Below are 26,708 nucleotides of genomic sequence, written 5' to 3'. Positions count from 1 at the left end.
TAACGTTTTTCTCAGAATTGGGTTGAGTCTTCAGACCCGAACTACCTCCGCGTTCTTGGCACGCAGCTCTTCCTGCAGCTGTGCTTCGGTTTTGCCATCTGCATCGGGAATCTGGGCTGCCATCAGACGCAGCCATTCCATTAGCTGTTCCAGTTGCTTCTCCATAGGGAGTACACCGATACCGCGGGCCATCACCTTGTGCTGGATGCCGCTGCCAGCCTGATAAATCAAACGGCCATGCAGATGCTTGGGCAACCCCTGGCGCAGCAAACGGAACGCCGGTTCCTCCATGGGAGTTTCAAGCAGGATGTTGGGCTTTTCCGGTTTGATCCTGGAAAAGCCGCACTGCTTCGCCAGAAGTTTGAGTTCCATCAGCTGCAGAAGCGACACCACGGCAGCGGGCAGCGCTCCATAGCGATCGGCCCAACTCGCAGCCAGCTCCACCAGGGCCTCGGCGGAGAGGCAGTCGGAGGCAGCCCGGTAGGCCGCAATCTTCTCATCAGGATCAGTTATCCAGTCTGCAGGCACGAAGGCCGTGACGGGGAGGTCCACCTGGGTGTCTTCAACGCTGGGGATGTCTTGACCCTGAATTTCGGCCAGGGATTCCTGCAGCATTTCCATGTAGAGGTCAAAGCCGATGGTTTCCATCTGGCCGCTCTGCTGCACGCCGAGGAGATTGCCGACTCCACGGATCTCCATATCCCGCATGGCGAGCTGATATCCACTGCCCAGTTGGGCGAACTCCTGAATGGCGCGCAGCCGCTGACGAGCGGTGTCGCTCAGCGATGCGTTACCCGGATAGAACAACCAGGCATGGGCCTGAATCCCACTGCGGCCGACCCGACCCCGCAATTGGTACAGCTGGGCCAAGCCAAAACGGTGGGCGTCCTCGATCAGGATCGTGTTGACGCGAGGAATGTCCAGACCGCTCTCCACAATCGTGGTGCAGAGCATCACGTCGGCTTCGCCGGCGTTGAACGCCACCATGGCGTTCTCCAGTTCGCCCTCAGCCATCTGACCGTGAGCCACCAAAAGCTTCAGGCCTGGAAGCATCGCCCGTAGACCTGCAGCTACCTCGTCGATTCCTTCCACCCGGGGAACCACATAAAACACCTGGCCCCCACGATCCAGTTCCTGGCGGATGGCGCTGCGCACCGCCTCCGGATCCAGAGAAGCCAGGTGCGTCTTGATCGGACGGCGCAGAGGAGGTGGTGTGGTGATCAGGCTCATCTCCCGCACCCCCGAAAGGCTCATATAGAGCGTTCGAGGAATCGGAGTTGCCGACAGCGTCAGCACGTCCACGTCCTTTCGCAGCACTTTGATCTTTTCCTTCTGGTTCACACCGAAGCGCTGTTCTTCATCCACCACCAACAGACCAAGCTCTTGGAATGACGCTCCTTTGCTGAGCAACTGGTGGGTTCCCACCACGGCGTCGATGGTTCCCTGCTTCAGGCCATCGAGAATGGATTTGCGTTCCGACGCCGTCCGGAAACGATTAAGAAGAGCCACCTTGATCGGATACGGCGCGAAGCGTTCCGAGAGTGTGCGCCAGTGCTGTTGAGCCAACACCGTTGTTGGTGCCAGCATCGCCACCTGCTTCCCAGCGGTGATGGCTTTGAAGATGGCGCGGATGGCAACTTCGGTTTTGCCGAAGCCAACGTCCCCGCACACCAGTCGATCCATCGGCTCCTGCCGTTCCATGTCTCGTTTCACGTCGGCCGTTGCCTTCAGTTGATCCGGCGTCGGGTCATAGGGGAAAGACTCCTCCATTTCCACCTGCCAGGGCCCGTCGGTGGGGAAGGCAAAGCCTGCGGCCTGTTGTCGTTCGGCGTACAGCTTCACCAGATCAAGGGCAACCTTGCGAACTGCTTTCTTTGCCCGTTCCTTGGCCTTGTTCCAAGCCGTACCACCCATGCGGTTGAGCTGCGGTGGTGTTTCACTCGTGGCCCTGTAACGCCCAAGGCTTCCGAGTTGATCGGCGGCAACCCGAAGGATTCCATCGGCGTACTGCACCACGAGGTAGTCGCGAATGTCCCCTGACATCGCAAGTTTTTCCATGGCTTTGAAGCGGCCAATGCCATGGTTTCGATGCACCACAAAATCGCCCGGGCGCATCTTGTTGGGATCCACCGTGCGGCTGGCGGCCTTGCGACGACGGCGTACATAGCCACTGGAACTGAGGCTCTGCTGACCAAAGAATTCGCGGTCGGTGACCAGGGCAATCCTCCAGGCCGGCAGCTGCAAACCCTCAAGTTCGGCCGTGCCCCTCACCTTCAAGGCGACGGGAGTGTTCTGTTCAATTAGACGAGTAATGGCATTGCTGTCTCCCGCGTTCGGCACAAAACGACTGATGCAGTCGTGCTCCTCCAGCAGAGCAACCGCTCGGCTGGGTTGCGCAGACACCAACCAAACCGCCGTGCGCTCGGTTTGAAATCCCTTGATCAGTTCCCCGAGTTTTCCGAATTGGTTGGGGTAGGCCGCAACAGGACGGCTAGCGAGGTCGAAGCTGTTGGGGTGCTGGTCGACTTCGAGTAGTTCTGCCATGTCAAAGCCATGGAAGACCTCCGCCAAGGCATAGGCGGCTTCAATCTCACGGTGCAGAACCGCTGGCCAGAGCCGATCACGATCGGCCTCGTCCAGACCTGCCTCAGCAGCCATGTCGTGGTGATGTTCCTCAACATGGCTGAGCCACTGTTGTCCGTGGGCCAAGCCCTGGCGTCGCTCATCGATCACCACTGTTGTGGTGTCCGGCAGGTAGTCGAGAAGCGAGGCGGGGTGACCCCAGGCGAGCCCCATCAGCCGGCGCATGCCTTCCGGTGTTCCACCGTTCAAAATCTGCTCTGTGCCCTCAGCACCGAGCAGTTGCTCAAGTCCGTCGGGCATCGTCTCCCTGAGCTGGTCGGCTATCAGAGGCCCAAACCCTGTTGGTGTGAGTCGAAGCGCATCGACGGGGTCCAGTGAGCGTTGGCTGGCGGGATCGAATTCCCGCAGCTTGTCGAGCTCCTCTCCGAAAAATTCGAGTCGAACAGGCAGCTCACTGCTCACTGGGAAGATGTCGACAATGTCGCCGCGACGACTCCAGCTCCCCTCCTGCTCAATGGTGGTGACCCGTTCGTAGCCAAGTTGGGCCAGCGTCTCGCCCAGTGCCTCAAGATCAACCTCATCCCCTTTGCGCAAGGTGCGCGTTTTCGTTTTCAGAACATCCGGCGGGGGGAGATGTGGCTGCAAACATCGTTCCGTGGCCACTATTGCCCAGGACGCAGCGTTTGGTTCCCCCAGCAGGTCACTCAGAACCTGAAGTTGCCCCCAGGTGATTTCACTTGTGGGATCGAAGGGTTCATAGGGAGAGCCTTCGCTGGTGGGGTAAAGGCTGGCCTGGCTCCACCCCATTAATTCCAAGAGCGCCGTCCAGCGTCCTGCTTCCTCAAGCGTTGGCACCACCATGAGCAGAGGTGCGCCCCGCCGTTTTGACAGCGCGCTGGCCACCAGAGCTCGGCTGCAGCGACCAGCCCCGCGCATCAACAAACGTTCGGGGCGGCTTGAGCGCTCATCAAGCTCACCGGTGAGTGCAGTTTCCTGCAACTTGGTCACCAGGGAACGGAGCGGCATGGAGCAGGCCTCGGCAATCCATGATCTTCGCAATAAGGTGACGGCAGCTGCGTTTCACCGGTCGATGCCGCGCTACCGGTGCCCGTGCTGCTGTTGCGGCCCGGCCTTGGTCTTGCATCCACCCAAGGGGGTTATTCCGCTCTGCCCCAGCTGCACGACACCGCTGCAGCGTCAACCCCTTGTCCGGCCCATTCCCCTGCTGGTTTTGCTGACTGTGGGCGGCGTGCTGGTTGCTTCCTCTATCCCCATCCTGTTCACACCAGAACCAGCTCCCAGCTCAAGGCGCGAAAAACTGGCCTAAGGCGGAGTTTTCGGTTCAATACATAGGTATTGGTGCCTTCATGACCCTCGGCCGTTTTCTGATTTTCTTTGTCATCGGGCTTGTGCTCGCCCTCACCATTCCTCAGTTGACCTGGTTGCTTTGGCCACTGGCAGCTTCAGCGCTTTTTGTTGTTGTTCAACTGATCCGTTCCTGAATTCTGGTGCGTTTAAGGCCGAACCGGAGCTCAAGACAACCAGCAGGCGTCTACAGAAAAGGTGAGCACGTCATGGGCATCACGATGGTCTCCCGACGTAATGGCAACACAGGCCAACTGACCATCGTCAAAACAAGTTTTCGACTTGAGCACAAATTTGGCGGCGTCACTGTGGGACCAGACCGCTAGACCCTGCTGTTGGGCTTCATCGTTGTAGATGTCCCAGAGCTCCGAGAAGCGTTCTGCCTCTGGACCCTGCAGAAATTCATCGAGGGCTTCATCAGCACCAACTTCACGGAAGCGAACCAGAAAAGAGCGCATTAAGGGATCATCGATCACGTTGCTGGTGGCTATGGCACCAGTGATGCCGCGCACTGAGGTTCGAACTACCCGGTTGGGTTCAGTTCGGGCATCAATGATGACGACTGGGCATTGGAGATCCCAAGTGCTGCGATTTCTGAGTTCACGGCCCGCTTCGGACATGTCATCCCGAAGCTCATTAATCAGCTGTCGTACAACAAGGGGCGGGTGATCCATGACTGACCTTATCAGAAGTGCAGCTGGTGAATTTGGCAGGTTAAAGATTCAAAACGTTGAGAGATCAGGGAACACTCAGACCAAAAAATGGTCGCTATGAGGATCCGCCTCAGCTGTTCAAACGATTCCTAGAGGTGTGTTCAATCACCATGTTCGAAAGCGCGTTCACGGGATTACAGGTCTCAAGAAGATTCTGTGCACTGAAAAGCATGCTGTACAATTGTCGAAGCGGAAGCAAAGTCCATCACAACGGCAATATCTTCAAATACAGCAAGCCAAAAATCTCTTTATTTAGCGAAAGCTGCGGAGTACTACTCACGAGCCAAGCAATTAATTGAAGTCGATCAGGACTGGCAGGCTTCGGGCTCAATGATCCTCAAAGCACTTGCCGAGGAGAGGAAGTCTGAAAATACTGGTCTTCAAGTGATGAATGTGATCAAGTACCAAAAACCCAAAACCAAGCTGGAGTTCAACTTCCGGAGTTGAGGTAGCAGCTCAGCAACCTTTCACTTCAGAGCTCTGATTTCGTTGCTTCCCCATAAGGGCCATTCCCCCCTTCAGGAAAGAAGCGGAGGGAACGACCGGGCTGAGCAGAGTGTGTAGACGATTCACCCTGCTGCAATCGGCATGGACGCCGTATCAGTCCCTGCCGCAAACCCGTTGTAGGCCATTAGCTCCGACCGTTCCTGAGTGTTAATACATATTTGGCCTGGGTGAGCGTCTACTCCTCCAGCAGCGACAATTCAAATGGCTGACTGGTTTTTCAGCAATCCTCGACAATCTGCACGCAAAAAAAGACGTTTATTTAGGTAGGGCTGCATGTGACTGCCCTAGGAAGCTGCTTGCTTATGCCTTTGGATTCAGAGCTTTAACTCCACTCCGCTGGGTAGAGCTTTGTCCTAGTGGCGATTAGCTCAGGCATGTCTTCTATGAGGTGCTTGGCTGCCCACATGCCTCTTACTACACGGCAGACACCTTCTTCGTCGCAAACCCTGTAGTACTCGAAGCCCTGTGGAGCAGTAGTGAGCTTGGTCGCTTTCATTGCGTGTATCCCTGTTTTCCAAGAAATAGGCAACAAATCGAGTCCCGTATGGCTCAACCGAGACAAAAAGTTCAGCTCGTTACAAAACCTTGGATCGCTTAACAGTTGATGTGACGCGTTTTCAAGGATCTGCTCAAGAGTTTGAGCGGTCAGGGGTTGCTGACTCTGAGTAGTTCTACTCACCGGGCATCTGCCATTGGCTCCTTGGTTTTCCTGCTCCTCAGTTCAGTAGGTCCCCTCTCAGCAGCACTAGGCCCTGCGCCTTCGCTTTTGGAAACGCCAATCGATGACTGACCCCTCTCTCGACATTTATGCCGCACTGCGTGAAGCGCAGCTGCAGTGTCTCTAGGCCTCCCTGACTTCAAAGTCAGTGGTCAAGTGTCAGCCTCAAGTCGAGGCAACCAAAGACAAGGACGAGCCAGTTCGCGACTGATCGTTAACGGTCGTCCTCCAGTCCCTTGTTCAGCGCGGCATATTAAGGACATCCAGCTTCGGCTGATGTTCTCTGAATACTTATTGTGGAGGCGTTCGTCTCGATAGCTCTGGGCGTGTTGCTCGCCTGGTTCACCACCCGGCTGATCATTTGGTTTTTCAGCCCCGATCGGTATCGGCGTGATCTCAGTTCAGAAGACTGAAACCGCAGCCACCATTGGCGAATGAGAAAGCTTCTGCTCCTCCTGCCGATACTTCTAATTACTTGCTGCAGCAAGTCAAAGCAAAGGATCCTGTCAACCGATGGGGATCAGGACTCAGAACAGGCCATCACGGTTGAATGGCGGCCGGCGTCGGTCAGCACTAGATGCCTAGAGGCATCAATCTGAAGCCAGCCTTCATCCCGCAACTGGCCCAACACTCGGGTCACGGTCACCCGTGTGGTGCTGAGGGCACTGGCGATCTCCTGATGGGTCATGCGAAGGGTGACCCGCAACCCGGCCTCACAGGGTTCGCCAAAGTCCTTGGCGAGCAGCTCCAGAAACCCCCGGACCCGTTCTTCAACTCGCCGCAGCCCCAGCAGGGCAAGCATCGACTCCGCCTGGCGGTAACGCGCGGCCATGGCCTTGGCGAAGCCAAGCGCCAACTGAGGAGAATGCTCCAGCTCCGCCAGATTGCAGCAGAGCAGATCGCAATCTGTGATCGCTACAGCTTCGTAGGCCTCCACATTGGTGAATGCGGCACCGAAGGGTTCATTGGGACCCACAAGGCCAAGCACCAGTTCATCGCCATGCACCGAAAGTGCCCCCAGCTTGACCATGCCGCGAATGACAAACCAAACGCTGTTCTTCAGTAGAGGAACAAAACTTCCCGAGGTGACATGCACAACATTGCGATTGTCGTAGCTGCTTTCAATAAACGCCTGGAAACTCAGAGCTGTTGAACTCAGATCAGCTGATGGAGTGACAAGCATTTGGAATTCCGTGAATTCGAAAAAAACTGTATTAAACACAACATCGATCCCAAACAAAGAGTCGGGAGAGATTTGGTTAAGAGATCTCTAAGATCGATCGTAATTGGCACCAATCAGGCAATAAAAAGAGGGCCCCGAGGGGTCCTCTTATGGGAGGTTCTTGAAACCGGTTCAAACCAATATCACTTGCCGATCTTGTTTACAGCAGCCTTGGACTTGGCCAGGATGTTGCCCTTGAGGGGAACGAAGCCCAGGGAAGGAGCTTTGCCCTGAGCGGCGTCGCTCAGCATGTAGTTGAAGGCCTCTTGCACCACCTTGGCGTTAGCACCATTACCAGTTTTGTATGCCAGGACCCAGGTGAGGGTGGCGATGGGGTAAGCACCCTTAGCGGAAGGGTTCGGGTTTGTACCAGCCAGATCCTTATCCAGAGTGATGCCATTAAGGGCAGTAGCTCCTGAAGCAACAGAGGGCTTGAGGAATTCACCAGAAAGGTTCTGAACAGCGGCTGCTTTGACGTTGCCCTTGATGTACGACTGGTTCACGTACCCGATTGCGCCGACCCGGTTCTTGATTACTGCAGCAACGCCCGAGTTGCCTTTGGCTCCAACGCCAGCGGGCCACTTGACAGATTTACCGGTGCCGAGGCTCCAGGTCTTGGAAAAAGCCTGCATGGAGTTGGTGAAGGCCTTGGTGGTGCCAGATCCATCGGAGCGGTGCACCCAGATGAGTGTGCCGGGCTTGCAGCCGAGCTCTTTCCAGTTCTGGATCATGCCCATGGCGACCTGAACAGCCTGCTCCTGGGTCAGCTTCAGCTCACAGCCAGGCTTGTTGAAGCCGAAGGCAATGGTGCCACCCACCATCGGGATCTGAATAACACCACGGTCGACCTTGGCCATATCCTTCTTCTTCATCGGATCATCCGATGCGCCGAAGTTCACTGTTTGATCGATGAAGGCTTTACGGCCAGAACCGGAACCCACAGCCTGGTAGTTCACCTGAGGGCCGCCAGCCTTAGCCAGATCGGCGAACCAACGCTGGTAGATCTTGGCCGGGAACGAGGCGCCAGCTCCGTTCAGCCTGGGAGCCGCAGAAGATGGCAGTGCAGTTCCAAAAGCGAGGGCGGCTCCCAACAGGAGAGCAGTGCGTGCAGAGCGAATCACAACCAAGGATGTTGAGTTGTTGCACTCTTGTTTTATGACCTCACCAATCCCTTGGTCTTTGTGAAGCAATAAACATCAAATTAAGAGTGAGTTAAGGCTTATTGCTTGCTTTTTTCGGGCATCTATATCCGTATCTGCTAGCAATTAATTGAAGGAGATTAACTTTTGGCTGACCTGGCTAGACGCCGTAGGCCTCTAGCCCACTTCTCATTAAACCGAAGTTTTGGTATCTCCTGGGTGCTGCCCTGTACGCATTAGTGTGCGCAAAAAGGCTGATACAAGCAACCACAAGTGACGATATTGGTGCGCAAGAGCAATGACCCGTTCCGCTCAAACCTTGGCTAGGCCTGTGTTTATAGAGGATTTAAACCCGACTCATGAGACTTTCAGTGTCTGCTCCTCCAGCAGCTACAGATTGAGTGACTGACTTGGTTTTCAACGAACCTCGACAATCTGCACGCAAAAAAGCACGCTTATTTGATTAGGAAGGCTTGTGACTGCCCTAGGCAGTCCTGAGTGCGATGCCGTTCATCAGTCTTCCGATTCATTTCCTGGACCTGCCGCCTGCTCCTGTACTAATACTGCTGTACTAGCAAGAGGGGTATGTCGGTTGATCATGCGAGCGCCGTTGCAGCGCCCAAGTCAGACCCCGTTTTCCTGCATGTCAAAGCAGGCATGACCATGATCGTTACTGACACGGAAGGTGCCTGGCGGATGGCTGATGTGATCTGGGTGGATGGCGGTGCCAGAAACCCGAAGATTCCAACGTTGTTCCAAGTGGCTGATGTCGATACCGGCGTCATCAACTGGGTCAACGCTGACCTGGTGACTCACATCCTCCCGGAATTGCAGCCCTAGAAGTCAGCCAGAAAGTCCTTGCAGCTATCAGAAGAGCCCTAAAAGCCGGGGGCACGTCCTTCATTGGGAACCTCGAAGCCTGATTCCTTGGCTTGCTCTAGTTCTTCCAGAGAGATGACCTTCTCATTCTTTCCCTCTTCAGAAACACCCTCGACAGTTGGTCCTTTCTTGAGGTTGGCAGCGGAAGGCTTAGGAGGCTGAAGCCCAGGAATCCAGTTCTCTGGCATTGGAGTCAACGAAGACGGAGACCATTGCCCCAAGGTATTCAGAGAGTGGCATCTTGCAAACCGGTGCTATTTAGATCTGAGCAATCAGAACCACTGATGAAGACCCACGTCCTTCTGGCAGTGATGGCATTCGGATGCTTACCAGTGATGGCAGAAGACATCCACTCCGAATACAGCCGTATGGAGGTGGATGAGCCAGCATTGGTGAAGTGTATTAAAAGCATCCACGAAGGCAATGTGACCTACTGGGCAGACGTTGAAGGGAATGAATCCTTCGATTTAGTCAGACCTCCTGCGAGGTTCGAATTGGTAGAGGATCTAGGTGAGGTCGAAATGGAGGACTCTGGAAAGAGCACCACTTACAAAGTTCACGATTACGAAGGTCTTTGCACCTTCTTGTAGGGACGCAATAGATCAGATCGCCGATGAGAGATGCAGGACTCCCTGCCTTACATCCCTGAGATGGTTCCCCTCTTACGTCCCCTACCTAATGCGAGGAGCTGTTCAGCTCTTCTCTCCAGCACTCGCCATGGACTGCTGTCTTCGCGTGTCTGTACTTGTCAGCGACACGGACTGACCCACCACACACACGGCATGGCAGGTACTTGATCGGGTAGACCATTGGCCCGATGAAGTTCTGAGGTGGTGCTGGCTCGTAGTCGTTGATCATGTTCATCGCATTTCCACGACGCCGCGCCCGTCGAAGTAGTACCTACGGATGGGGCGGTAATCCTGCCAGCGAGCCTTTCTCAACTCTTCATAGGTCTTGTAATCACCGTTTATCTCCTGCAGTTCGTAGCGATTCCAGTACAAACTCAGTTCACAATGGCGCCCGTAGAAATTCTTCTTTGGGTCCCCCGGCTTTGGGTACGAAACCCTATAGAGGCGTCCCTTCTTGATCTCTACTTCGCAGGCTTTCCTGGCCTCTTCTCTGGGTGTCCAAGTGTCCCAATCATCCCCACTCATCCTTATGAAAGCGAAGACAACGAGGGCTCCCATCGCATAGAGGATTGTTTTTCCGATGTTTATTGTCATTAGTCAACATCCTCTCCAAGCTGCGGCACTAGGTCAACTGCCTTGTGCAGTACAGCGATGGTTTGCTCCATCTAGAGCCCTTGATCCAGATAGGTGCCAGCCAAGAGATGGACGTGTTCAAAGCCCGTCAGCAGTCAAAAGAGTCTGCTGATAGCTGCCGAAAGACTGGTTACTACCACTAGACGTCGATCACCTGTGATCCGCCTTCCTCAAGGCTGTCCAGATGCGCTCGGATCGCCTGCAGCTGCTCGCGTTGCTCTGGTTCGAGCACGTTGCTGTTCACGATCTTGAACGCCTCTGAGATGGCTGCATTGCCGCTATGGGGCTCGTGCACGCAAAACGGTTTAGCCCTGCACGCAAAAACGCACGCAAAAGGCTCTTATGCAGCTGCGAAAGGCCATATCTGCACGCAAACAAGCTATTCCTAAACCCTGAAAAGCTGCTTCAGTGCTGGCTTTTCAGCTAAAGAAGTCAGCTCGTCGTTTTCATAGCTTGCTCCTCCAGGAGCATGTCTTTTGCTTATAACCCCCTTGCTGCAGTGGGTCTGGGCCTAAATGTTATTCAGTGTGCGCATAAAAGTGCGCATGCAGCAACGGCAGTTGTCAGCTGTTGTCCGAGTCGCTCTCTTTAGCTGCGCGCTTTCGCTCAGCATCGACAACGCTGACCGAAGCTCGGGCGCAACAGTCCAAACGGCCTAAAACGCTTAGTCAGCAGCAGGCGCAGCAACAGCAGTAGTCAGCGCATAAAAAGAGGCGGGCCCCTCAGCCCACCCCAAACGACGCATTGAAGGCACCACTGCCTTCAAATTAATTCTCTCTAACTGGGGGCTCTCCCCGAGTATCAAATGCTGCTAATTAGGCATTAATTACTAGCCAGGTCTCTTCGCGTTTGCTGTGAGGATTGTTTTGGCGCTAGCACCACTGCAAACGCCTCGGGAGATGAAAGCCAGCGGGTTCCCTCGCCCGCGTCTCCCTCTCCCTTCAGCGCACAGGCGGGGGTGAGAACCATTTTGAGGTTTACCCCTCGGGATAGTGCAGTTGCTCCCACCGGCCGAGCATGGGTTCTAACAAAGGTTCCGGATAGCCCTGGTCATTAAGTCGCCATAAGTCGCCGTTGAACTCGTAGCCGTATATCGCAGCCATGACGGGTTCATTTAGAGGGTCACCCCCCATTGGCCGACGCAGACCCAGATGCCATGCGTTCGGATCATTGGTGTTGCTCATGACGCCACTCTGCTCCCTTTTTTTCTGCCGGTAACAAAATGCCCAAGTTGGTATCAATTCACGCTGAATCGACTGGTGTCACTGGGCTATTTGAATTGCGTTCCGTTCTGGAGGGCTCCGGGCGGGACGCGGACCCATGTCAGCGGCAACTGCTGGGTCCGTCTGTCCTAGCGAGAAACGATTGCTTTCAGCGAACAGGCGGAGGGCAGCGTCTCCAGCCCGTCTTCTGCATCGTCTGCCAAGCCTCAACAGCGTTGTGCCGCAGCATCCGCCTGCGATTCATCGGCTCAGGCGGGCGGGGCGGAACGTAGCTGTATGTCCTGATGGCAACCCACTGGGCATGCACGGTCGCTGTGTCGGGCTTGAAGTGACAGAGCTTCTGCTCCAGCTCGGAATACAGCCACCCCTCACCAACAGCCTTCTCTGGCGCTTCGTGGAAAGAGCGGTCCTTGTTGGGCATACCTGAAGTAGTAGCCAGACTGGGTGGCATACCGAGCCTTTTGAGTTGAAACGGCTACTGCTGCTGTTGCCGCTGGCGATATTTGTCAGGTCATGCAATGCCTTTGATCAAAAGGCCCAAACCGCCAAAGCCTGTCGGGACATTCTCGTTCCGACTCTTCTGGACATTGAGTCGTATAGAGAGCGCAGCGAGCCGGACATCTATCAGCAAGAGCCAGACAACCCTGTCGTTTACGGCTGGAGATGGAACAGCCGAAACTCAATGGGTGGCTACACACAGCCCAATCAGCAGCTCTGCTAACGCGACAATGATGGTGAAATTATCACCGCATCTTTTGGGCTGGATGACATAGATGGAATTGAGAAGTTTTTAAGACCTACCAGTCCAAGGCTCCAAAAGAAGGAGTCAGATCGCTTGGCTGAGGTGGCAAAACGTCGGCAAGAAAATGAAGCTCAGAAACGGAAGGAAGCCGAGGCAAGAAATAAAGCGCGGCGAGAAGCAGAAGCTCGCGCGAACGCTGCTGCCGCAAGGGAAGCAGCCATAGACGCAAAGCACAGACGTGAATTCTTCAAACTATGCCAAAGAGCAAAAGAAGAAATCGTAAAACCTAATTTCATCAACTCATATACTGATTATTCCAGCTACATAAACGCTGAAAATATTGGGCAGGGATGCTGGATGCTTGATGATCCTGACATGCTTAGTCCTTGGATTTGGCGATGGGAAGAATTAAGAACTCGTTCGTGCAGCTCTTACAAAGAAGGTATTTGTGAGGACTGATCCAACGCTCTAGCTGTCCTGAGCCAGCTCAATCACGTTGAGCAGCGTCACCCACTGCAGCTCTATCTCTAACGCCTGAGGAACACGCTGTTGGGTCGCCACTGGCAGATGCACTGCAGCTTCTCCCTCAGCCCCTCTATGTCAACCAAACGCTGCCCCGTGTGCTGCTGCACATGGACATGCTCATGCAGGTAGCCGTCGTTAATCAGCCTGTAGAGCTGATATCTGGACTTGTATCCGAGGCGCCTTGCAGCCTCGCTAATCGTCATTAAATCCATCTAGCTGTCCCTATCTGTCTACTGTTTTGACCACCACAGGCTAGATAAACAACGCGCCTTCGATGACCCGAGGCCGATGATCAAGCAAGGACCCTGAAATCAACCTATAGCTAAATCCACTGCTCTTGAAAGAGTCAATCCAAAAACGTCTAGTACTACAAATCCATTTAAAAGTCGTACTAATTTTGAAATAACAGTTTTACATGAATCCTGAGAGTAGTCAAAGCAAACCTCTGCCGCGAAGAAAAAATATTCAAGAGCTCCTGGTCCATCCGTTACTACAATTGCAGGTGACAAATTTCTTTCAGATCGCCCATGGTTTATTCGCCAATACCACCACGAAAAACAAATCAAGATAATTGGGATAAAGAGCAAAAGCTCAACGATCAAAAGAATGGGGCTTTTGATAGGAGCAACAAGAAGTAGATTAATGATGACAAGCTCAACGATCCAGCAAGCTGTAAGGAAAATTGCGAGCACATCAATCAATCTCCGCGATTTATTCCCCCACAATCTCAGCGCTATCAGGATAAATGTATATACAAAAAATGCAGCCCCTATTGGCTGCATATGATTAGTGAGTGCATCCAAAAATGAATGAGATATTTCAAGAAAATTTCTAATTGCACCTTCTTCGACAGCTTCCAAGTCTAAATTTCTGTCAAATTGCTCGGTAAAAATAAAAGTAACAAGCAACACGTAAATCTCTCCAGGACTTTTAACCCGATCAACAAGTGACATGGCTTAATCAACCAGTTTCGAACATATAAACAAAAAAGCCCGGGGTGTCCAAGCCCCGGGCCAGTACGCACCACAAGCAGGGCGCTGTCGCGGTTATGCGATTGCGTCCTGCATCGCTGCGAATGATTCGGCGTGACGCAAAGCAATGTCGATCGACTGCAAGGCCCTGATGCCCGTCGTGTCCTTAGCAAAGTCGGTGTAGGGGTCGACCAGGATCTCCAACGTCCCGTACAGACCGATCAACAGGTCAGCAAAGTTCCCGTAAATAACAAGGGATTTACGCCCGACTCATGAGACTTTTAGGGTCTGCTCCTCCAGCAGCATGTTGAACTGCAGAAGCTGTTCATCACCGAGTTGTTGACGACTGGTCGCCCCCAATTGTTGTTGGAGAAAGGTCCTGGCTTGATCGGAGCTCCAGCCCAGCTGCTTCAACATTTCATCTCCTTGTTGAAGCAGGTCACCACGACGGATGGGTGCTGGTGCCGTAGAAGCGTCGTCGTTGGCTTGGATCAACTTCAACTGACGGAGATAGGCCACCAGATCGGCATAGCGCGTGAGCTTGTGGCGGCTGCCGAGACCGAAGGCTCGAGTCAAGTACTCCTGCTCCTGCTCACGAGACCAACCAATGCGTCTGATTTCCATATCGATGGCGGTCAGCTCATCACTCCAGTCGTCAGGATCCGTTGGAGTTTCAGAGGGGGCGTTTTCAGCAGGCGTGACTGGGACCTGATGGATGGCAGGGGGTAGTGGAGCATTCGAGGTCGGGGTTTGATCAATTTTTCTTGGCCGCTCGACGGGCACCTGCTTCAGATTCGGCTCATCCACCTGGGCTTCAGGGCGAGCTGGATTCAGGAGCTGTTGTGGTTCGTCTATGGACCCCAGCCTGGAGTACAGGCGGTGCAACGCCCTCTCCTCAGCCTCTTCAGCAGTGGCGGCTTCACCGAGGGCGCTGCCCTGCAGAGAACCGTCGAGCCAAGCCTCGACCCGCACGATGCATCTCAGGGTGTCGACGTGACACAGCTCGGCCCGGATCTGCATCGCAATGGAACAGCGCTTGCACTTTCTAGGCTGCCGCGATGGATATCACTTCGCTTCCCTCACTGTCGGATTTCTTTGAAGGTGCCGACCAATGGGGTGAGGTTTTGGCCCTGCTGCCTGTTTTGGTGCTTCTGGAGCTGATCCTGTCGGCTGACAATGCCGTGGCCCTCGCGGCCATCGCCCGCAGCAGCCGCCAACCGGAGCGGGAAGGCCTTGCCCTCAACCTGGGCATTGGCATTGCACTGGTCTTGCGGATCGCTTTGATTGTTGTGGCCCAGTGGGTGTTGCAAAACGCCTGGGTGCAACTCGTCGCTGCGTCCTATTTGGTGTGGCTGGTGGTTGATCACTTCAGTAACCGATCAGGCGATGACGCGGAATCCAGCGAAGGAAATGAATCCGACGGTCTGTCACGCCCGTTTCTGAACACGGTTTTGCTGCTGGCCTTCACTGATCTGGCCTTCTCCATCGATAGCGTTGCCGCAGCAGTGGCCATCAGTGATCAGATTGTGTTGATTAGTACGGGTGCTTTCATCGGCATCGTGGCACTGCGTTTTACATCCGCCCTGTTCATCCGCTGGCTTGATCTGTATCCGCGGCTTGAAACGGCTGGGTTTCTTGCCGTTGCTTTTGTTGCGCTGCGCTTGATTGTTCATGTTGTTGTGCCCAGCCTCAATCAACCCGATTGGCTCACCTTGGTGGTGGTGCTGTTGCTGTTTGCTTGGGGCATGTCAATCCGCAGCAAGGCACTCGATCAGGACGAAGGCCATGCTTGTTGAACTTCGCCATATCAGTGGAGACCGTTTGCTCCATCGCGTTGAACTTGAGGATCCGCCACAACCGGGGCGATGGCTTGTTGTTGAACAGCAATCCTTTCTTGTGATGCAACGTCGTCACCGTTACGCCCTTCGCAACGGTCGCTATGTGATGGCCTCAGTGGCCCTGTTGGTGAAACACCAGGCGCGTCCTGCCGATGCAACACCCTGGAAACACGGCTGGGTGATCGGTGATCCGAACTGTCGTTTCAATGCTCGTAGCCCTTTGCTCCGCTGTGCTGTGTGGCCGGAAGGTCCCTGTGAAAACTGCAGCCACCGTGAACTTCGCTGATTGATGAACCAGGAATGGCTCACCGGGCGACTCTGTGCTGGCCATGGAGTCGCCTCCGGAACAAGCAACGAATCTCCATATCCAGATGGCACGATCCGAATGCAATTCCCCTTGTTCCAGGCCTTAGGGCTAGACCTTTCGGGCTGTTTCTTCGGCACGCTGAATCTCGACTTCGCTCCCCTCGAGGTTTCACTTTCGAATCCAGATCACCTGTTTGAGAACGTTCAATGGACTGACCTCCACCCCCCCGAAACGTTTTCGTTCTGGAGTGTGGAGATCAAGATGCCTCAAAGTGAGCTTGTGAACGGCTGGATTTATTACCCCCACCCCGAGACCAAGGCGCGCCATTGGCAACCGCCGACAACGTTGGAATTGCTTGCACCGCGATTAAGTGGAGTGGAAACAGGCAACACCATTCATCTCTGTGATCAAGGCCAACGGATCAAACTGATCGATGCGGTTCGCCTGCGCGCAAGGTTGCTGGAATTTCTCAAATTCAGAGTTCTGTCGTCGCAGCAAACTTTTTTTGAAGCGGACACCCTCTTGAAGCGCCAACAATGGCTCTCGACGATGTTCCCGGAAGCTCTTCAGCTTTCTGAGCAGGATCTCGATCGGGTTTGGTCTCAAGCGCGTGTGTTGTACACGGAATACTGAATCAACCCTCGCCCAATCGATCTCCGGGAGTGGCTTTGAGTTGCTGCAACAGAACCGGGGCTGTGCTGCGTGCTTTTCCTTCCAGCTGTGCCTCCCGAATCAGAAGGGGACAACCTGAACTGCTCACCACAAGCCCCAGATCCTCAATCACGTCCAGGATCGTCCCTGGGGGATGCCCGCCGGTGGGCCATTGGCCCACGAGGTTGCGTCCCTCAGCGCTGAGTTGATCCTGGAGGCGCTCGATCAACGGCTCCGTGCGCAACACCTTCAGGCGTTTGCCCTGCCACTGGGTGAACGCTCCGGGATGAAGCCCCATCACTTTGCGATGAATGCTGAGGGCAGGGGTTGACCAATCCAATTGGAAATCCTGCTTATCCAACATGCGGGCATAGGTCGACTCCTCGGTCTGAACCCGCACGTTGAGCCTCGCCAATCTCTCGTCTTCTGGCCCCGGACCCGCCGCTTCAACCAGCGGCATGGCCTGCACCATCAGCTCTGCAGTGAGAGCGCTGAGCCGTTTGGCCAAGGCGTTGGAAGGTTCCAGCAGCTGGATCGGGGTGCGTTGCTCGAGCAGAACCGGACCAGTATCGAGACCTTCTTCCATGGCCATGATCCCCACACCCGTTTCCTGATCCCCTTCGAGCAGGGCCCACTGGATGGGACCAGCACCGCGCCAACGCGGTAGAAGTGATCCGTGGCCGTTCCAGCAGCCCAGAGGCGGCTGCTCCAACACATCCTTGGGAAGGATCTGTCCGAAGGCAACGACCACCGAGGCATCAGCACCGAGTGCAGCAAGCTTTGCTTTGCAATCGTCATCCCGTCGGATCCGTTCAGGGGTGAACACACGGAGGCCGAGTTCTTCCGCCCTCGCCTTCACCGGGGATGGAACCAGCTGTTTGCCTCGACCCCGCCGACGATCCGGCTGCGTTACTACCCCAACGATGGTGTGACCCGCATCATGCAGTGCATTAAGGGTTGGCAACGCATAGACCGGTGTCCCCCAGAACAGAATCTTCAACGTCAGGCTTCGCCGGTGATGGAGAGTCCATCCACCCAAACATGAGGAGAAACCCCTCGGTGGGTGATTTCAGAGTCAGCTTCCAGATGAGCAATGCCGTTGAGAACAGAACGGATGTCGCCGGCAACCGTTGCTGCTTCCACGGAGACCCGATCGCCGTTGTTCACCAACCAGCCATCGAAGGGCAAGGAGAAGGATCCCTGGGTGGCTTTCACACCGGCGTGAAGAGCTGACAGATCCTCAATCAGCACGAAGGGGCCTGACTCGGTGCGGTGGTTGAGGCTGTTACCGCTGCTCACCTGCGGGTTGGAACCAACCACGAACCAGTCTGGACCCACCGAAACCTTGGCTCCAAGCCCAGCATGGCCGGTGGGTTGAACACCGAAGGCTCGGGCCGTGGCTTCCGAGTGAAGGAAATTCCGCAGGGTTCCGCCCTCAATCAATGAGAGGCGCTGGGTTGGTGTTCCCTCGCCATCAAAGGCTGCTGCACTGATGTGTCCGGGGTGGAGGCCGTCATCGTGGAGGTTGAAGAAGGGAACCGCCACATCAGATCCAATTGAATCCCGCTGGCTCAAGCTCACCCCATCGAGCACCGAACGCGCATTGAACATGCTGCTGAAGGCACCAAGCAGAGAGAGAAAAGCCTCGGGGGTGAAGCAAACCCGGTAGCTCCCCGTTTCGATCGGTCGATAGTCCAGATGGCTGACAGTGCGATCAACGGCCTCGCTGATGCACCCTTCAACATCCAGTTCGCTGCTGCCAAGACCTATACGAACAGCACCTCCACTGCGGGGCTTACGACCTGTTTCCTCCGCCCTTGCGTAGAGATACAGACTGGATTGGGTGCGCTCCATCTGGCGCAGGGCTCCATCACTGTTGAGATAGAGGCTCTGGGACAGGGATTCCGCCAGTCCGTTGTAAGGGACGGTCTGGATCGCGGGGTGACGACCCAACAGATCGGCTTCCGCATCCCGAAGGGTATCCAGCAGGGGGAGGATTCCTTGGCGCGGTTGAAGCGGTCGATGGAGCTCGGGGAGTGGAGCTGTGGCAAGGGGGGAGAACTCAGGGATGTCCTCGGGATTGCCAAAACGGCTGGCCGTATGGGCTCCCACCAGGGCTTGCTCCAAGCCGCTATCGGAGAGGTCGGTGGTGCTGGTGATGCCCACAAGTCCATCGGTGTTCCAAACCCGGACGGTGATGGAGCTCCGCTGAGATGCCTTGAGTTGTTTGGCTTCTCCACGATCCACCTGAACGGAGCAGTCGTCACTGCAGGCGGCACCAAGATCCCAACGACGAATGCCTTCTCGCGAGGCGAGCGTCTGAAGGCGATCCCTGAGATCCGTGGCGTTAAGACTGTTGTTGCTGCTCATCATCAACGGCCCCCCACCGTGATCGAATCAACTTTGATGTGGGGTTGGCCCACGGTGACGAACACACTTCCACTGACGGATCCGCAGAACCCAGCAGCCAGTTCCAGATCGTTGGCGCACATCGAAATGCGAGGCATCACCTCCTTGGCATCACCGATCAACGTCGCCCCTTTCACCGGTTTGGTGAGTTTGCCATTCTCAATCAGATACCCCTCTTCAACGGAGAAATTGAACTGACCTGTCGGGCCGACGCTTCCACCACCCATGGCTTTGCAGTACAGGCCTTGATCGACGGATTCAATCAACTGTTCAGGGGTATGCGTACCCGCATCAATGAAGGTGTTTCGCATCCGGCTCGCAGCGGCAAAGGCATGGCTCTGACGCCGGCCGCTTCCGGTGCGTTTGTGGCCCGTGCGCAGTTCACCTGCCCGGTCACTGATGAAACGTTGGAGCACCCCGTCTTTGATCAGAACGGTGCGCTCAGGTTCCATTCCTTCGTCATCCATAGAGAGGGACCCGAAGGATCCAGCACTCAGCCCTTCATCGATGGCGGTGACTGCAGGGTGAGCGATCAGTTCACCAACCCGGTCAGCGAAGGGCGTGGTGCCCCGTTCAATCTGTGTTGTTTCAAGGAGGTGGCCACAGGCCTCGTGGAAAATCACGCCACCGAACCGATTGGCGAGAACAGCCGGCATCTGTCCGGCATCCACGTAGTCGGCCCGCAACATCGTTCCCGCGCTGTTGCACACTTCAGCTGCACTGGATTCGGAATCCCAGTCCCGAAGATCGTCAGGACGATCGGAACTGCCGTAGCGGCGGCCAATGCTGGAGCGGTGATCTCCGTCGGCGGCAAGAACGGAGAGACCGGTCGATTGATGCAGGCGGATGTCGTGGGCAAAGGTGCCATCGGATGCAGCTACCAGTACTTCCTGCCAATCGCGGGCGTAACTGCCACGGCGCACCTGCAGGTGCTGACCAAGGCGATTGAGATGGTCTGTGCCTTTGAGCAGGCACTGGCTGGCCTGATCCAAGGAAGGGCAGCGTTCCAGCCAGTCGGCTTTGTTCAAGCCGTAGTCGCTCAGCTGCTTCAACCCTTCAAAGGTTGACCGGGACGTGAGCTGTTGGGCCTCGAGACCGAGCATGGCGAGGGCCTGGTCAAGGGCGCGCTTGAGACCAGCTTCACTGAGATCGTTGGTGCTGACGAAGCCATCTCGGCCATCACGGAAGACCCTGAGGCCAGCTCCACGGGCGAATGACGGATTCACACTGGTGATCCGATCCTGTTCAGCAAGCAAACCGATGTGGTCTGTGCGCTCGAGGAAAACTTCAACCAGGTCAGCTCCTGCGGAGCTACCACGGTGCAGCAAGGACTCCAAGAGTCCTTGCCACTGATTCGAAAAGGCGTTGGTCAAGAAATCTCCTCGATTGGGCCTGGGGAGTCCCCTCAGCGCACAGCTGGCTGGAAACGATCGCTGTCGATCGCGGGCATCAGGAACAGCTTGGCCATCTCGGCACCGTTTCCGATCCAGAAGGGCAGCTTGCGGAGCAGTTTCAGAGGAGCGATGGTATCGCTGGCGTCAGCCTTGTCCAATGCGGCGTTGTTGGACACCAGGCGTTCGAGGCGTGTCCAGAACTTGTCGTTGTTCACGTCAAGAACAACGGGGAAAACGCGCGCAGACGTTTCGTTGGTCTTCTCGATCACCATTTTGTCGTAGGTGCGAGCGTCCAATCCAAGAGACTCGTAGAACTCCTTGCGGGCCACGTCACGCACGTACATCGTGGCGAACACCGCCAGGAGGAAGAAGCGGCACCAGAGTTTGGCGATGGGGCCACGAACAGTGTCCGGTTGGGCCTTCATCAGGGCATCGAAGAAATCACCATGACGGTTTTCGTCCTGACACCAATTCTCAAAGAAGTTGAAGATCGGGAAGATCTTGCTGTCGGGGTTCTTTTCGAGGTGACGGTAAATGGCGATGTAACGCCAGTAGCCGATTTTTTCAGACAGGTAGGTCGCGTAGAAGATGAATTTCGGCTTGAAGAAGGTGTAATCCTTATTCGCCGTCAGGAAGCCGAGATCCAGCTGCATGCCGAAATCACTCATCGACTTGTTGAGGAAGCCGGCGTGGCGAGCTTCATCCCGCGCCATGTGAGCAAAGCACTCGGCCAGCAGAGGGTTCTTCGCCTTGATCCGGCGGCTCAATTCCTTGTAGAGCAGGAATCCTGAAAATTCTGACGTGCAGCTCTGCTCTAGGAATTCGATGAACACCTTGCGGGTTTCAGGATCAAGCTTGTCGGCAGCACCCTCGAACTCCTCGTTACGAACGAAGTGGTGGCGGTTGTAATCCTTCCTGAACTCTTCACAGATGGCTTCCAGTTCAGCCTCATTGGGCTGAAGGTCCATTGCCGCCATCGCTTCGAAATCGGTGGTGTAGAAGCGAGGGGTCAGGATTGTGTCCTTGACAGGATCCTTGATTGCTACAGCGCTGCCTTCGGCCACGGCGGTGGGAGGGACCATCAGTTGCGGTTCACGATCCTGCCAATGTAGGCGTGTCAGCCCAACCCCCGAGGCCAATGCGGGCGGTTAGTTACCTCCCAGCCACTTTTGGCCGTTGAGCCGTTGCAAGAGACGGGAAACGAGTAGGGGCAAAGACATCCGCCTCTCATCGATCAGAAAGCTCTCCAGCAGCGTTGGCTCGCTGCCGGCATCAGCCAGGGCAATCACTTTGACGCTGTTGATGTCGGCCTTGGAGAAGCAGACCCAGAAGCGACGGCCCCCTGGAAGTTCACCAACCACCATTGGACATTCACCACCGACGACGGGACGCTGACCATCCACTCGCTCAAGCCGATCAGCGGTGATGTCGTGTTCGGCCAACTGTTTGGCGACGGCCGGCAAAAAAAGTGTGTCGATGAATTCAGGGAAGGGCTTGTCCTCCGGCTTGGGCGGCTTGGATTTCGGCGCCGCTTTGGCAGGGGCCTCTTGACCTGAAGACTGCTTCTCGACGGGGGTTTCGCTCACCGATCCAGCATTGCTGGCGCAACTGTAAGCAGCTTGGTGCGTTGCCTACCAGTTCGCCTCCGGATCATCTCCCCAATCACTGAACTCCTGTGCAGGAGATCCCACGGCTGAAGCGCCTGATGAACGGTCTGACTGCGGGGGGGCTGATGAAGGGCGCTGAATCACGCGGTAGGCCACAGACACGGTTGGAGTCGGTTCTCTTACATCTCTTTCTGGGCCTGGGTTTGCGCTGGATCTGGGTGTCGGTTCATTGGCGGCGTAGCCCCTCTCGTCGAATTCCGGTTGAACAGGAGAACGCCTTTGGTGACTCAGGGGACGCTCCACTGGGGATACCAAAACCGCTGCAACAGCGGCTCCGACCGCACCACCCACACCAGCCAGGGCTGTCCAAGCCCCAACGGGAAGTGGAGGTGTTGTCCAAACCAGCAGACGGATCCGGGTCTTGTCTCCGACATTGGTGGCCGACAGAACCAGCAAGGCCAGCAGTGGCGCCAAGCAGGGAATCAGCAGCAGACGCTGAAACATGCTCATTCCAGGGGGCCCTGCCAGCGTTTCAGGGGTGCAAGGTCCTCCTCAAGGCCATCGAACAGGCGCACCACCAGAAAGTCCACCATCTCCTCCAATGAATCGGGCCGGGTATACCAGGCCGGAATGGGAGCGGCAATGGTGGCTCCAGCTTCAGCGAGGCCGGTGAGGTTGCGGAGGTGAATCAGGTTGAAAGGCATCTCCCGGGGAGCAATCACTAGGGGGCGACGCTCCTTGAGATGCACATCCGCACAACGTTCGATTAGATCTGCGGCGATTCCGGCATGGATCCGCCCGACGGTTCCCATGCTGCAGGGGACGATGACCATCGCCCGGGTTCGGTAGCTGCCACTGGCGATGCAGGCAGCCTGATCATTCCAGCGATGACAGGTGAGCTCCCCACTTTCCACCGCAAGCCTCTCTCTCCAGAACTCGCGTTGCTTCAGCGGATCAACAGGGATCGTCAGGCCTTGTTCCGCACGAAACACCTCATGAGCACCATGGCTGAGCACAAGATGCACCGAGCGCCCGCGCTGCAGCAGCAGCTGTAGGGCACGCTCAGCCAGGGGTTGAGCGGATGCACCGGTGACCGCAAGAACGTAGGGATGCATCACTCAGCGCTCGCTGAGGGCAACGGGCAGCGGCTCCGAGGATTCAGGTTCCGTAGAGCCATTGGCACCCTGGCTGATGACCTCAAGGTCGATCTGGTTGCGCAGAACATCCACATTGATCACGCGCACCTGCACGGCGTCGCCGAGTTGGTAGGTCTGGCGGTTCTTACGCCCGACCAAGCGATTCTGGCGTGATCTGTATTCGTACCAGTCATCGTTGAGGGAGCTCACATGCACCAGCCCCTCAACGCGACTTTCACCAACTTCCACGAAAAAGCCATAGCTCTGCACACCACTGATGCGCCCTTCCACCTGTTCACCGATCAGGGGTTGGGCTGAACGGGCTTGGATCATCGACAGCAGATCCTTTTCCAGTTCCAATACCTGACGCCGACGCGTGTTGAGCCGCTGCACGGTGCGCTCGTTCACCAACCCGTTCAACTTCTCGTCCTGGGATGCGGTGAACAGGGGCCATGTGAGATCAGCACCCGCACCCTTGAGGCCAAGCTTCAGGCGCGTCTTGTGACGCACAGTTGGACGATCCTTGGCATCCGTCAGCAGCGCAACGATCATCTGTTGATTCACCAGGTGGGTGTAGTGCTGGGTGGCACAGGTCCACGGGGTCAGTGAGGTGTTCTGACTTGACGCAGCAACCTCGTCCCCATCGGAATCTGCTGCCGCAGGTGGGACCTCTGTGGATGCCACAAGGGTGAGAGGAGGCAGGGCGTGACTGAGCTGTTGTTCAAGCACCCGGCGTTGACTGCTGTCTTTGAACACCTGAATCAGTTCCGAAGCTGATGGACAGCCGTCGTCATCCAGTTCAAGGGGAAGATCCAGGGCGATGGCTGTCTTCGCCACATCGGTGAGCACGCTGCCATCGGGTTCATCCGCCTCGATGGTGATGCCCGGCAATTGGAGCTCGAGTCGTTGTGCTGTCCATGCACGGTCGGCGGCCCTCAACAGAGGCTGAAGGAACGCATGGGGATCGACCGGGTTGAACGCATCAACCCAGCGATGCCGCAACCCGGATGGATCTGCGCTGCACAGATCACCAAGGGCCTCCAGTTGAGGAGGGCAGAGATCAAGTTGCACAATCCCGTTGGCACGCTCCTGCTCCAACAACAGCGTGCTGCAGAAGCGCAGGGTCTCCAACTGACCGAGCTGGTCTTTGATCGGCTTGAGAGCGGTAGGGACGCTGCGCGCCTTGGGTTTGCGATCCGCCAGGGCGACCAACTGATCGGCGCTCACCTCGGCGACGGGGCGCACCGTGCTGAGCATGAACTCCCAGTCGCTCACCTCACCGTTGGCAGAGACGTCGAGCCGAACGCTGATGGCATCAGCCTCGGACCCGGCCGAGAAGCTGGTGGCCTTTTGGAGGGACGGAGTCAGCAGCGGTTGCCAGACTTCACCGAGGCAAAGGGCTTCACCGCGGTCGCGGAGGCAGGCATCGAGGCTGTTGCCCAGACCGATCCGCTCACCCACACTGGGCGCATGGACCCAGAGGCGACAACCGCCATCCTTGGTTTCAACGTGCACGGCAGGCAAACCCGGTGCATCGTCCTGGCTCCATCCCTTAAGCAGCAGCGATTGTTGTGCGGTGAGATCGACCCGGCCTTTTGACGCAGGCGTTTTGCCAGAGCTCCTGGGTGCTACCGGACGGTCCTGAAGACCAGCTTTGGTCAGCAGAAGGTCCCGGTCGGCTGCTGGTCCGCCATTCAGCGGGAGAGATCGCACAACGTGGCCGGCCGCAGGATGCTGAGCCACGGGGTAGCGATCGATGCGCACCTCGACAACGCTGGACACCTCATCACCGGGGAGATACTTGGAATCCTCTGTTGGCAGTTCGATGCCGGCAAGCACCCTTTCATCCAATGGGGAGGCCAGCAGCTGGTCGCTCTGCTGCTCCACCTGAGCCAGGAGAGATTGCGTGGCCCGTTCCAGGATGCATTGCACGCCTCCTTCTGGAGAGCGGCGGCGTCCGCCTTCCCGCGTCACCCGCACCAGCACACGATCGCCATTCCAGGCGTGGTTCAGCTGATGGTCACGTACATAGATGTCTTCGCCGCCGTCATCGCGAATGGCGAAGCAGAAGCCTTTGCTGCTGCAACGCAGGCGAGCATCAATCAGATCACTCTCTTGGGGGCGAGTAAGTCCACCCTCACTCGTCTTCTGGATAACACCGATTTTCATCAGTAATGAAACGGCAAGCTCAAGCGCCGCTTTATCCGTCTTGTTGCTGAGCTTGAGGATCTTGGCCAGTTGGTCGGGCTCAGAGGGATGCTCCGTAGAGAGCTGATCCAGCAGATCGGCAACCGTAAATTTCATCGTGACGTGCGCAGAAACCGACCATCAGGGCCGGGAGAGACGGAAGGGGTGGTCGACGCTATTCAGCAGGCCGTGCAGAGTCAGCCCTTCAAAGACCACTTTAGGACTCAGAAGTTTGATCCCCGTCAGTGTTGGCTTCACCATCACGGACGAGAGGAATCAGCAAGCGGCCGCCGATCACGAGGAAACCCAGGGAGGCGAGCAGCTGGAGCAGGTCGCTGGGAATCACCGTCGCAACGGAACCACCGGCAAAGGCCCCCAGCAAACTGGCCAGAACCAACGCAGATGATGAGCCGAGAAACACGGCCAGGGGGCGATTGGACGTGCCACTGATAGCAACAGTGGCGAGTTGGGTCTTGTCACCGAGTTCAGCCAGGAACACGGTCAAGAACGTGGAGATCAGAAGGGGAAAATCCATCGTCAACGCGCTGCATTGAGCCAAAGGGAGCTGGCGGCCTGGAGACCGAGCCAGATGCCGAGCGCCACCATCAACACCCCAGCCATCAGTTCAAGACGCTCAGGCGGAAGAGTTTTGGCCAACCATTGACCCACGAGAACGCCCACAAGGCTGGAGGCAATCAACGCCAGTGCGGCACCGATAAACACCAGAACAGGAGAGCCGGACTGGGCCGAGAGCAACAGGGTTGCCAACTGTGTTTTGTCGCCAAGTTCAGCCACGAAGACGGTGGTGAAAGTGCTGAACAGCACGGCAGCAAAGCTGCGCGACTCAGGGCTTGTTTGCTCACTCGTCAAGAGAACCTCCCGCGGTCTGAGCGCGCTTGAACTTACGCATCACGCCACTGCGGCCGCCGTAGGTGCTGCGGATCTGTTGTTGGCAACAGGTGATGGCGAAGGCATCGAACTGATCATCGGGAACGTCAAAAAGACGGCCCAGACCACTGACACGACAAAAATCAGGACGCTCCTCATAAATCGTGCAGCGCTGACTGCCCGTGTCGTAGTGGATGCACCAGCCGTCAGGGCCAACCATGGCCAGATAGGTGCGTTGTTGCTCTTCGCTCAAGGCCGCCAGGGCATCAGCTCGTTCCTCTGGAGCGAGTCGACAACAGGCTCCACAGTGTTTGATGCAGGTCCATTGCGGTGTCTCTCGGCTCATGATTGAAGCTGTGACAAGCCATCACAGAGATCAGAACCAATCCGTCGCTCTTGGGTCAAAGCCCCGTAGCCTGGGAGGTGAAACGATTTTGGACAG

28 protein-coding genes are annotated in these 26,708 nt (G+C 56.2%); 7 read left to right on the top strand and 21 right to left on the bottom strand.

The annotated features are described in order from the left end of the window. Positions 1–30 precede the first annotated feature (30 nt). A complete protein-coding gene (gene mfd, locus Syncc8109_RS05680; protein ID WP_025362291.1) occupies positions 31–3,609 on the bottom strand; it encodes a transcription-repair coupling factor in 3,579 nt (1,192 codons plus the stop codon). Positions 3,610–3,950: 341 nt separating this feature from the next. On the opposite strand from mfd, the gene Syncc8109_RS13045 reads away from it, so the two are divergent. Next, positions 3,951–4,085 (top strand): hypothetical protein, encoded by a 135-nt coding sequence (locus Syncc8109_RS13045; protein WP_006851938.1) that lies wholly within the window; start codon positions 3,951–3,953, stop codon positions 4,083–4,085. A 30-nt stretch (positions 4,086–4,115) separates the two neighbouring features. Here Syncc8109_RS13045 and Syncc8109_RS05670 read toward each other — a convergent pair whose 3' ends face one another. The 3 genes from Syncc8109_RS05670 to pstS form a co-directional block, all read right to left on the bottom strand. Continuing rightward, the gene (locus Syncc8109_RS05670) at positions 4,116–4,622 is read right to left on the bottom strand and encodes a hypothetical protein (RefSeq protein WP_025362289.1); all 507 of its coding nucleotides are present in this window, start codon (positions 4,620–4,622) and stop codon (positions 4,116–4,118) included. 1,784 nt (positions 4,623–6,406) lie between these two features. Beyond that, positions 6,407–7,069 carry a Crp/Fnr family transcriptional regulator gene (locus Syncc8109_RS05660; protein WP_025362288.1) on the bottom strand — a complete coding sequence of 221 codons (663 nt, stop codon included), beginning with the start codon at positions 7,067–7,069 and terminating at the stop codon, positions 6,407–6,409. A gap of 182 nt (positions 7,070–7,251) precedes the next feature. After that, positions 7,252–8,199, bottom strand: coding sequence for a phosphate ABC transporter substrate-binding protein PstS (pstS, locus tag Syncc8109_RS05655; protein WP_369792019.1), 948 nt, complete (start codon positions 8,197–8,199; stop codon positions 7,252–7,254). Between the two features lie 633 nt (positions 8,200–8,832). Between pstS and Syncc8109_RS05650 the strand changes: the two genes are divergently transcribed. After that, the gene (locus Syncc8109_RS05650; RefSeq protein WP_006851870.1) at positions 8,833–9,087 is read left to right on the top strand and encodes a DUF3104 domain-containing protein; all 255 of its coding nucleotides are present in this window, start codon (positions 8,833–8,835) and stop codon (positions 9,085–9,087) included. Positions 9,088–9,410: 323 nt separating this feature from the next. Further along, a complete protein-coding gene (locus tag Syncc8109_RS05640; protein WP_025362286.1) occupies positions 9,411–9,716 on the top strand; it encodes a hypothetical protein in 306 nt (101 codons plus the stop codon). 270 nt (positions 9,717–9,986) lie between these two features. On the opposite strand, the gene Syncc8109_RS05635 is transcribed toward Syncc8109_RS05640, so the two are convergent. From Syncc8109_RS05635 to Syncc8109_RS05630, 3 genes are all read right to left on the bottom strand, one after another. Then, positions 9,987–10,349 carry a hypothetical protein gene (locus tag Syncc8109_RS05635; RefSeq protein WP_025362285.1) on the bottom strand — a complete coding sequence of 121 codons (363 nt, stop codon included), beginning with the start codon at positions 10,347–10,349 and terminating at the stop codon, positions 9,987–9,989. A gap of 178 nt (positions 10,350–10,527) precedes the next feature. Then, on the bottom strand, positions 10,528–10,683 hold the full coding sequence (locus tag Syncc8109_RS12255) for a hypothetical protein (RefSeq protein WP_006851170.1): 156 nt from the start codon (positions 10,681–10,683) through the stop codon (positions 10,528–10,530). 1,076 nt (positions 10,684–11,759) lie between these two features. Continuing rightward, complete coding sequence (locus Syncc8109_RS05630) at positions 11,760–12,062, bottom strand: DUF1651 domain-containing protein (protein ID WP_232202480.1); 303 nt, start codon at positions 12,060–12,062, stop codon at positions 11,760–11,762. Positions 12,063–12,446: 384 nt separating this feature from the next. On the opposite strand from Syncc8109_RS05630, the gene Syncc8109_RS12250 reads away from it, so the two are divergent. Next, entirely contained in the window at positions 12,447–12,812 is a 366-nt protein-coding gene (locus tag Syncc8109_RS12250) for a hypothetical protein (RefSeq protein WP_045172732.1), read from the top strand. A 377-nt stretch (positions 12,813–13,189) separates the two neighbouring features. Here Syncc8109_RS12250 and Syncc8109_RS12020 read toward each other — a convergent pair whose 3' ends face one another. The 3 genes from Syncc8109_RS12020 to Syncc8109_RS05610 all read right to left on the bottom strand — a co-directional run bounded on the left by Syncc8109_RS12020 (position 13,190) and on the right by Syncc8109_RS05610 (position 14,869). After that, positions 13,190–13,831 carry a hypothetical protein gene (locus Syncc8109_RS12020; protein ID WP_006850207.1) on the bottom strand — a complete coding sequence of 214 codons (642 nt, stop codon included), beginning with the start codon at positions 13,829–13,831 and terminating at the stop codon, positions 13,190–13,192. A 93-nt stretch (positions 13,832–13,924) separates the two neighbouring features. Continuing rightward, on the bottom strand, positions 13,925–14,074 hold the full coding sequence (locus Syncc8109_RS11720; RefSeq protein WP_006852051.1) for a phage major capsid protein: 150 nt from the start codon (positions 14,072–14,074) through the stop codon (positions 13,925–13,927). A gap of 45 nt (positions 14,075–14,119) precedes the next feature. Beyond that, on the bottom strand, positions 14,120–14,869 hold the full coding sequence (locus Syncc8109_RS05610) for a hypothetical protein (RefSeq protein WP_006851465.1): 750 nt from the start codon (positions 14,867–14,869) through the stop codon (positions 14,120–14,122). A gap of 38 nt (positions 14,870–14,907) precedes the next feature. Between Syncc8109_RS05610 and Syncc8109_RS05605 the strand changes: the two genes are divergently transcribed. From Syncc8109_RS05605 to Syncc8109_RS05595, 3 genes are read left to right on the top strand one after another with little or no spacing between them, the layout of a single operon-like run. Then, positions 14,908–15,645: a DUF475 domain-containing protein gene (locus Syncc8109_RS05605; protein WP_006850222.1), complete on the top strand. Its 738-nt coding sequence runs from the start codon at positions 14,908–14,910 to the stop codon at positions 15,643–15,645. Then, the gene (locus tag Syncc8109_RS05600; RefSeq protein ID WP_006849644.1) at positions 15,635–15,973 is read left to right on the top strand and encodes a DUF6464 family protein; all 339 of its coding nucleotides are present in this window, start codon (positions 15,635–15,637) and stop codon (positions 15,971–15,973) included. Before Syncc8109_RS05605 ends, Syncc8109_RS05600 begins: the two co-directional genes overlap by 11 nt. Positions 15,974–15,976: 3 nt before the next feature. Then, entirely contained in the window at positions 15,977–16,627 is a 651-nt protein-coding gene (locus Syncc8109_RS05595) for a hypothetical protein (RefSeq protein WP_006851693.1), read from the top strand. Position 16,628: 1 nt separating this feature from the next. Here the strand turns inward: Syncc8109_RS05595 and fmt are convergent, their stop codons facing one another. The 11 genes from fmt to Syncc8109_RS05540 all read right to left on the bottom strand — a co-directional run bounded on the left by fmt (position 16,629) and on the right by Syncc8109_RS05540 (position 26,612). Then, positions 16,629–17,645 (bottom strand): methionyl-tRNA formyltransferase, encoded by a 1,017-nt coding sequence (gene fmt / locus Syncc8109_RS05590; RefSeq protein ID WP_025362283.1) that lies wholly within the window; start codon positions 17,643–17,645, stop codon positions 16,629–16,631. Between the two features lie 2 nt (positions 17,646–17,647). Beyond that, positions 17,648–19,018, bottom strand: coding sequence for a TldD/PmbA family protein (locus Syncc8109_RS05585; RefSeq protein ID WP_045172731.1), 1,371 nt, complete (start codon positions 19,016–19,018; stop codon positions 17,648–17,650). Continuing rightward, positions 19,018–20,427 (bottom strand): TldD/PmbA family protein, encoded by a 1,410-nt coding sequence (locus Syncc8109_RS05580; protein ID WP_006852073.1) that lies wholly within the window; start codon positions 20,425–20,427, stop codon positions 19,018–19,020. Before Syncc8109_RS05580 ends, Syncc8109_RS05585 begins: the two co-directional genes overlap by 1 nt. Positions 20,428–20,459: 32 nt before the next feature. After that, positions 20,460–21,530: a magnesium-protoporphyrin IX monomethyl ester (oxidative) cyclase gene (acsF, locus tag Syncc8109_RS05575; RefSeq protein WP_006851417.1), complete on the bottom strand. Its 1,071-nt coding sequence runs from the start codon at positions 21,528–21,530 to the stop codon at positions 20,460–20,462. Positions 21,531–21,596: 66 nt separating this feature from the next. After that, positions 21,597–22,034, bottom strand: a complete 438-nt coding sequence (locus Syncc8109_RS05570) for a DUF2996 domain-containing protein (protein WP_006850939.1) — start codon at positions 22,032–22,034, stop codon at positions 21,597–21,599. Between the two features lie 45 nt (positions 22,035–22,079). Then, complete coding sequence (locus Syncc8109_RS05565; protein WP_006850275.1) at positions 22,080–22,565, bottom strand: hypothetical protein; 486 nt, start codon at positions 22,563–22,565, stop codon at positions 22,080–22,082. Next, the gene (locus Syncc8109_RS05560) at positions 22,562–23,170 is read right to left on the bottom strand and encodes a flavin prenyltransferase UbiX (protein ID WP_006850137.1); all 609 of its coding nucleotides are present in this window, start codon (positions 23,168–23,170) and stop codon (positions 22,562–22,564) included. Before Syncc8109_RS05560 ends, Syncc8109_RS05565 begins: the two co-directional genes overlap by 4 nt. A 3-nt stretch (positions 23,171–23,173) precedes the next feature. Then, a complete protein-coding gene (locus tag Syncc8109_RS05555) occupies positions 23,174–25,495 on the bottom strand; it encodes an RNB domain-containing ribonuclease (protein WP_006850122.1) in 2,322 nt (773 codons plus the stop codon). A gap of 100 nt (positions 25,496–25,595) precedes the next feature. Then, the gene (locus Syncc8109_RS05550; protein ID WP_006850316.1) at positions 25,596–25,913 is read right to left on the bottom strand and encodes a TMEM165/GDT1 family protein; all 318 of its coding nucleotides are present in this window, start codon (positions 25,911–25,913) and stop codon (positions 25,596–25,598) included. Between the two features lie 2 nt (positions 25,914–25,915). After that, complete coding sequence (locus Syncc8109_RS05545) at positions 25,916–26,248, bottom strand: TMEM165/GDT1 family protein (RefSeq protein ID WP_025362281.1); 333 nt, start codon at positions 26,246–26,248, stop codon at positions 25,916–25,918. Beyond that, positions 26,238–26,612 carry a YkgJ family cysteine cluster protein gene (locus Syncc8109_RS05540; RefSeq protein ID WP_006849827.1) on the bottom strand — a complete coding sequence of 125 codons (375 nt, stop codon included), beginning with the start codon at positions 26,610–26,612 and terminating at the stop codon, positions 26,238–26,240. Before Syncc8109_RS05540 ends, Syncc8109_RS05545 begins: the two co-directional genes overlap by 11 nt. Between the last annotated feature and the right edge of the window lie 96 nt (positions 26,613–26,708).

The sequence above is a fragment of the Synechococcus sp. WH 8109 genome, from assembly GCF_000161795.2.
Taxonomy (GTDB): Bacteria; Cyanobacteriota; Cyanobacteriia; order PCC-6307; family Cyanobiaceae; genus Parasynechococcus.
The sequence above is the reverse complement of the archived record's forward strand: the minus strand, read 5'-3'. Positions and strand labels throughout refer to the sequence as shown.

Coding starts and splice junctions, on each gene's coding strand:
- mfd (WP_025362291.1), bottom strand. CDS start 3,609: ATGCCGCTCCGTTCCCTGGTGACCAAGTTGCAGGAAACTGCACTCACC.
- Syncc8109_RS13045 (WP_006851938.1), top strand. CDS start 3,951: ATGACCCTCGGCCGTTTTCTGATTTTCTTTGTCATCGGGCTTGTGCTC.
- Syncc8109_RS05670 (WP_025362289.1), bottom strand. CDS start 4,622: ATGGATCACCCGCCCCTTGTTGTACGACAGCTGATTAATGAGCTTCGG.
- Syncc8109_RS05660 (WP_025362288.1), bottom strand. CDS start 7,069: ATGCTTGTCACTCCATCAGCTGATCTGAGTTCAACAGCTCTGAGTTTC.
- Syncc8109_RS05650 (WP_006851870.1), top strand. CDS start 8,833: ATGTCGGTTGATCATGCGAGCGCCGTTGCAGCGCCCAAGTCAGACCCC.
- Syncc8109_RS05640 (WP_025362286.1), top strand. CDS start 9,411: ATGAAGACCCACGTCCTTCTGGCAGTGATGGCATTCGGATGCTTACCA.
- Syncc8109_RS05635 (WP_025362285.1), bottom strand. CDS start 10,349: ATGACAATAAACATCGGAAAAACAATCCTCTATGCGATGGGAGCCCTC.
- Syncc8109_RS05630 (WP_232202480.1), bottom strand. CDS start 12,062: ATGCCACCCAGTCTGGCTACTACTTCAGGTATGCCCAACAAGGACCGC.
- Syncc8109_RS12020 (WP_006850207.1), bottom strand. CDS start 13,831: ATGTCACTTGTTGATCGGGTTAAAAGTCCTGGAGAGATTTACGTGTTG.
- Syncc8109_RS05610 (WP_006851465.1), bottom strand. CDS start 14,869: ATGCAGATCCGGGCCGAGCTGTGTCACGTCGACACCCTGAGATGCATC.
- Syncc8109_RS05605 (WP_006850222.1), top strand. CDS start 14,908: ATGGATATCACTTCGCTTCCCTCACTGTCGGATTTCTTTGAAGGTGCC.
- Syncc8109_RS05600 (WP_006849644.1), top strand. CDS start 15,635: ATGCTTGTTGAACTTCGCCATATCAGTGGAGACCGTTTGCTCCATCGC.
- Syncc8109_RS05595 (WP_006851693.1), top strand. CDS start 15,977: ATGAACCAGGAATGGCTCACCGGGCGACTCTGTGCTGGCCATGGAGTC.
- Syncc8109_RS05585 (WP_045172731.1), bottom strand. CDS start 19,018: ATGATGAGCAGCAACAACAGTCTTAACGCCACGGATCTCAGGGATCGC.
- acsF (WP_006851417.1), bottom strand. CDS start 21,530: ATGGTCCCTCCCACCGCCGTGGCCGAAGGCAGCGCTGTAGCAATCAAG.
- Syncc8109_RS05565 (WP_006850275.1), bottom strand. CDS start 22,565: ATGAGCATGTTTCAGCGTCTGCTGCTGATTCCCTGCTTGGCGCCACTG.
- Syncc8109_RS05560 (WP_006850137.1), bottom strand. CDS start 23,170: ATGCATCCCTACGTTCTTGCGGTCACCGGTGCATCCGCTCAACCCCTG.
- Syncc8109_RS05555 (WP_006850122.1), bottom strand. CDS start 25,495: ATGAAATTTACGGTTGCCGATCTGCTGGATCAGCTCTCTACGGAGCAT.
- Syncc8109_RS05550 (WP_006850316.1), bottom strand. CDS start 25,913: ATGGATTTTCCCCTTCTGATCTCCACGTTCTTGACCGTGTTCCTGGCT.
- Syncc8109_RS05540 (WP_006849827.1), bottom strand. CDS start 26,612: ATGAGCCGAGAGACACCGCAATGGACCTGCATCAAACACTGTGGAGCC.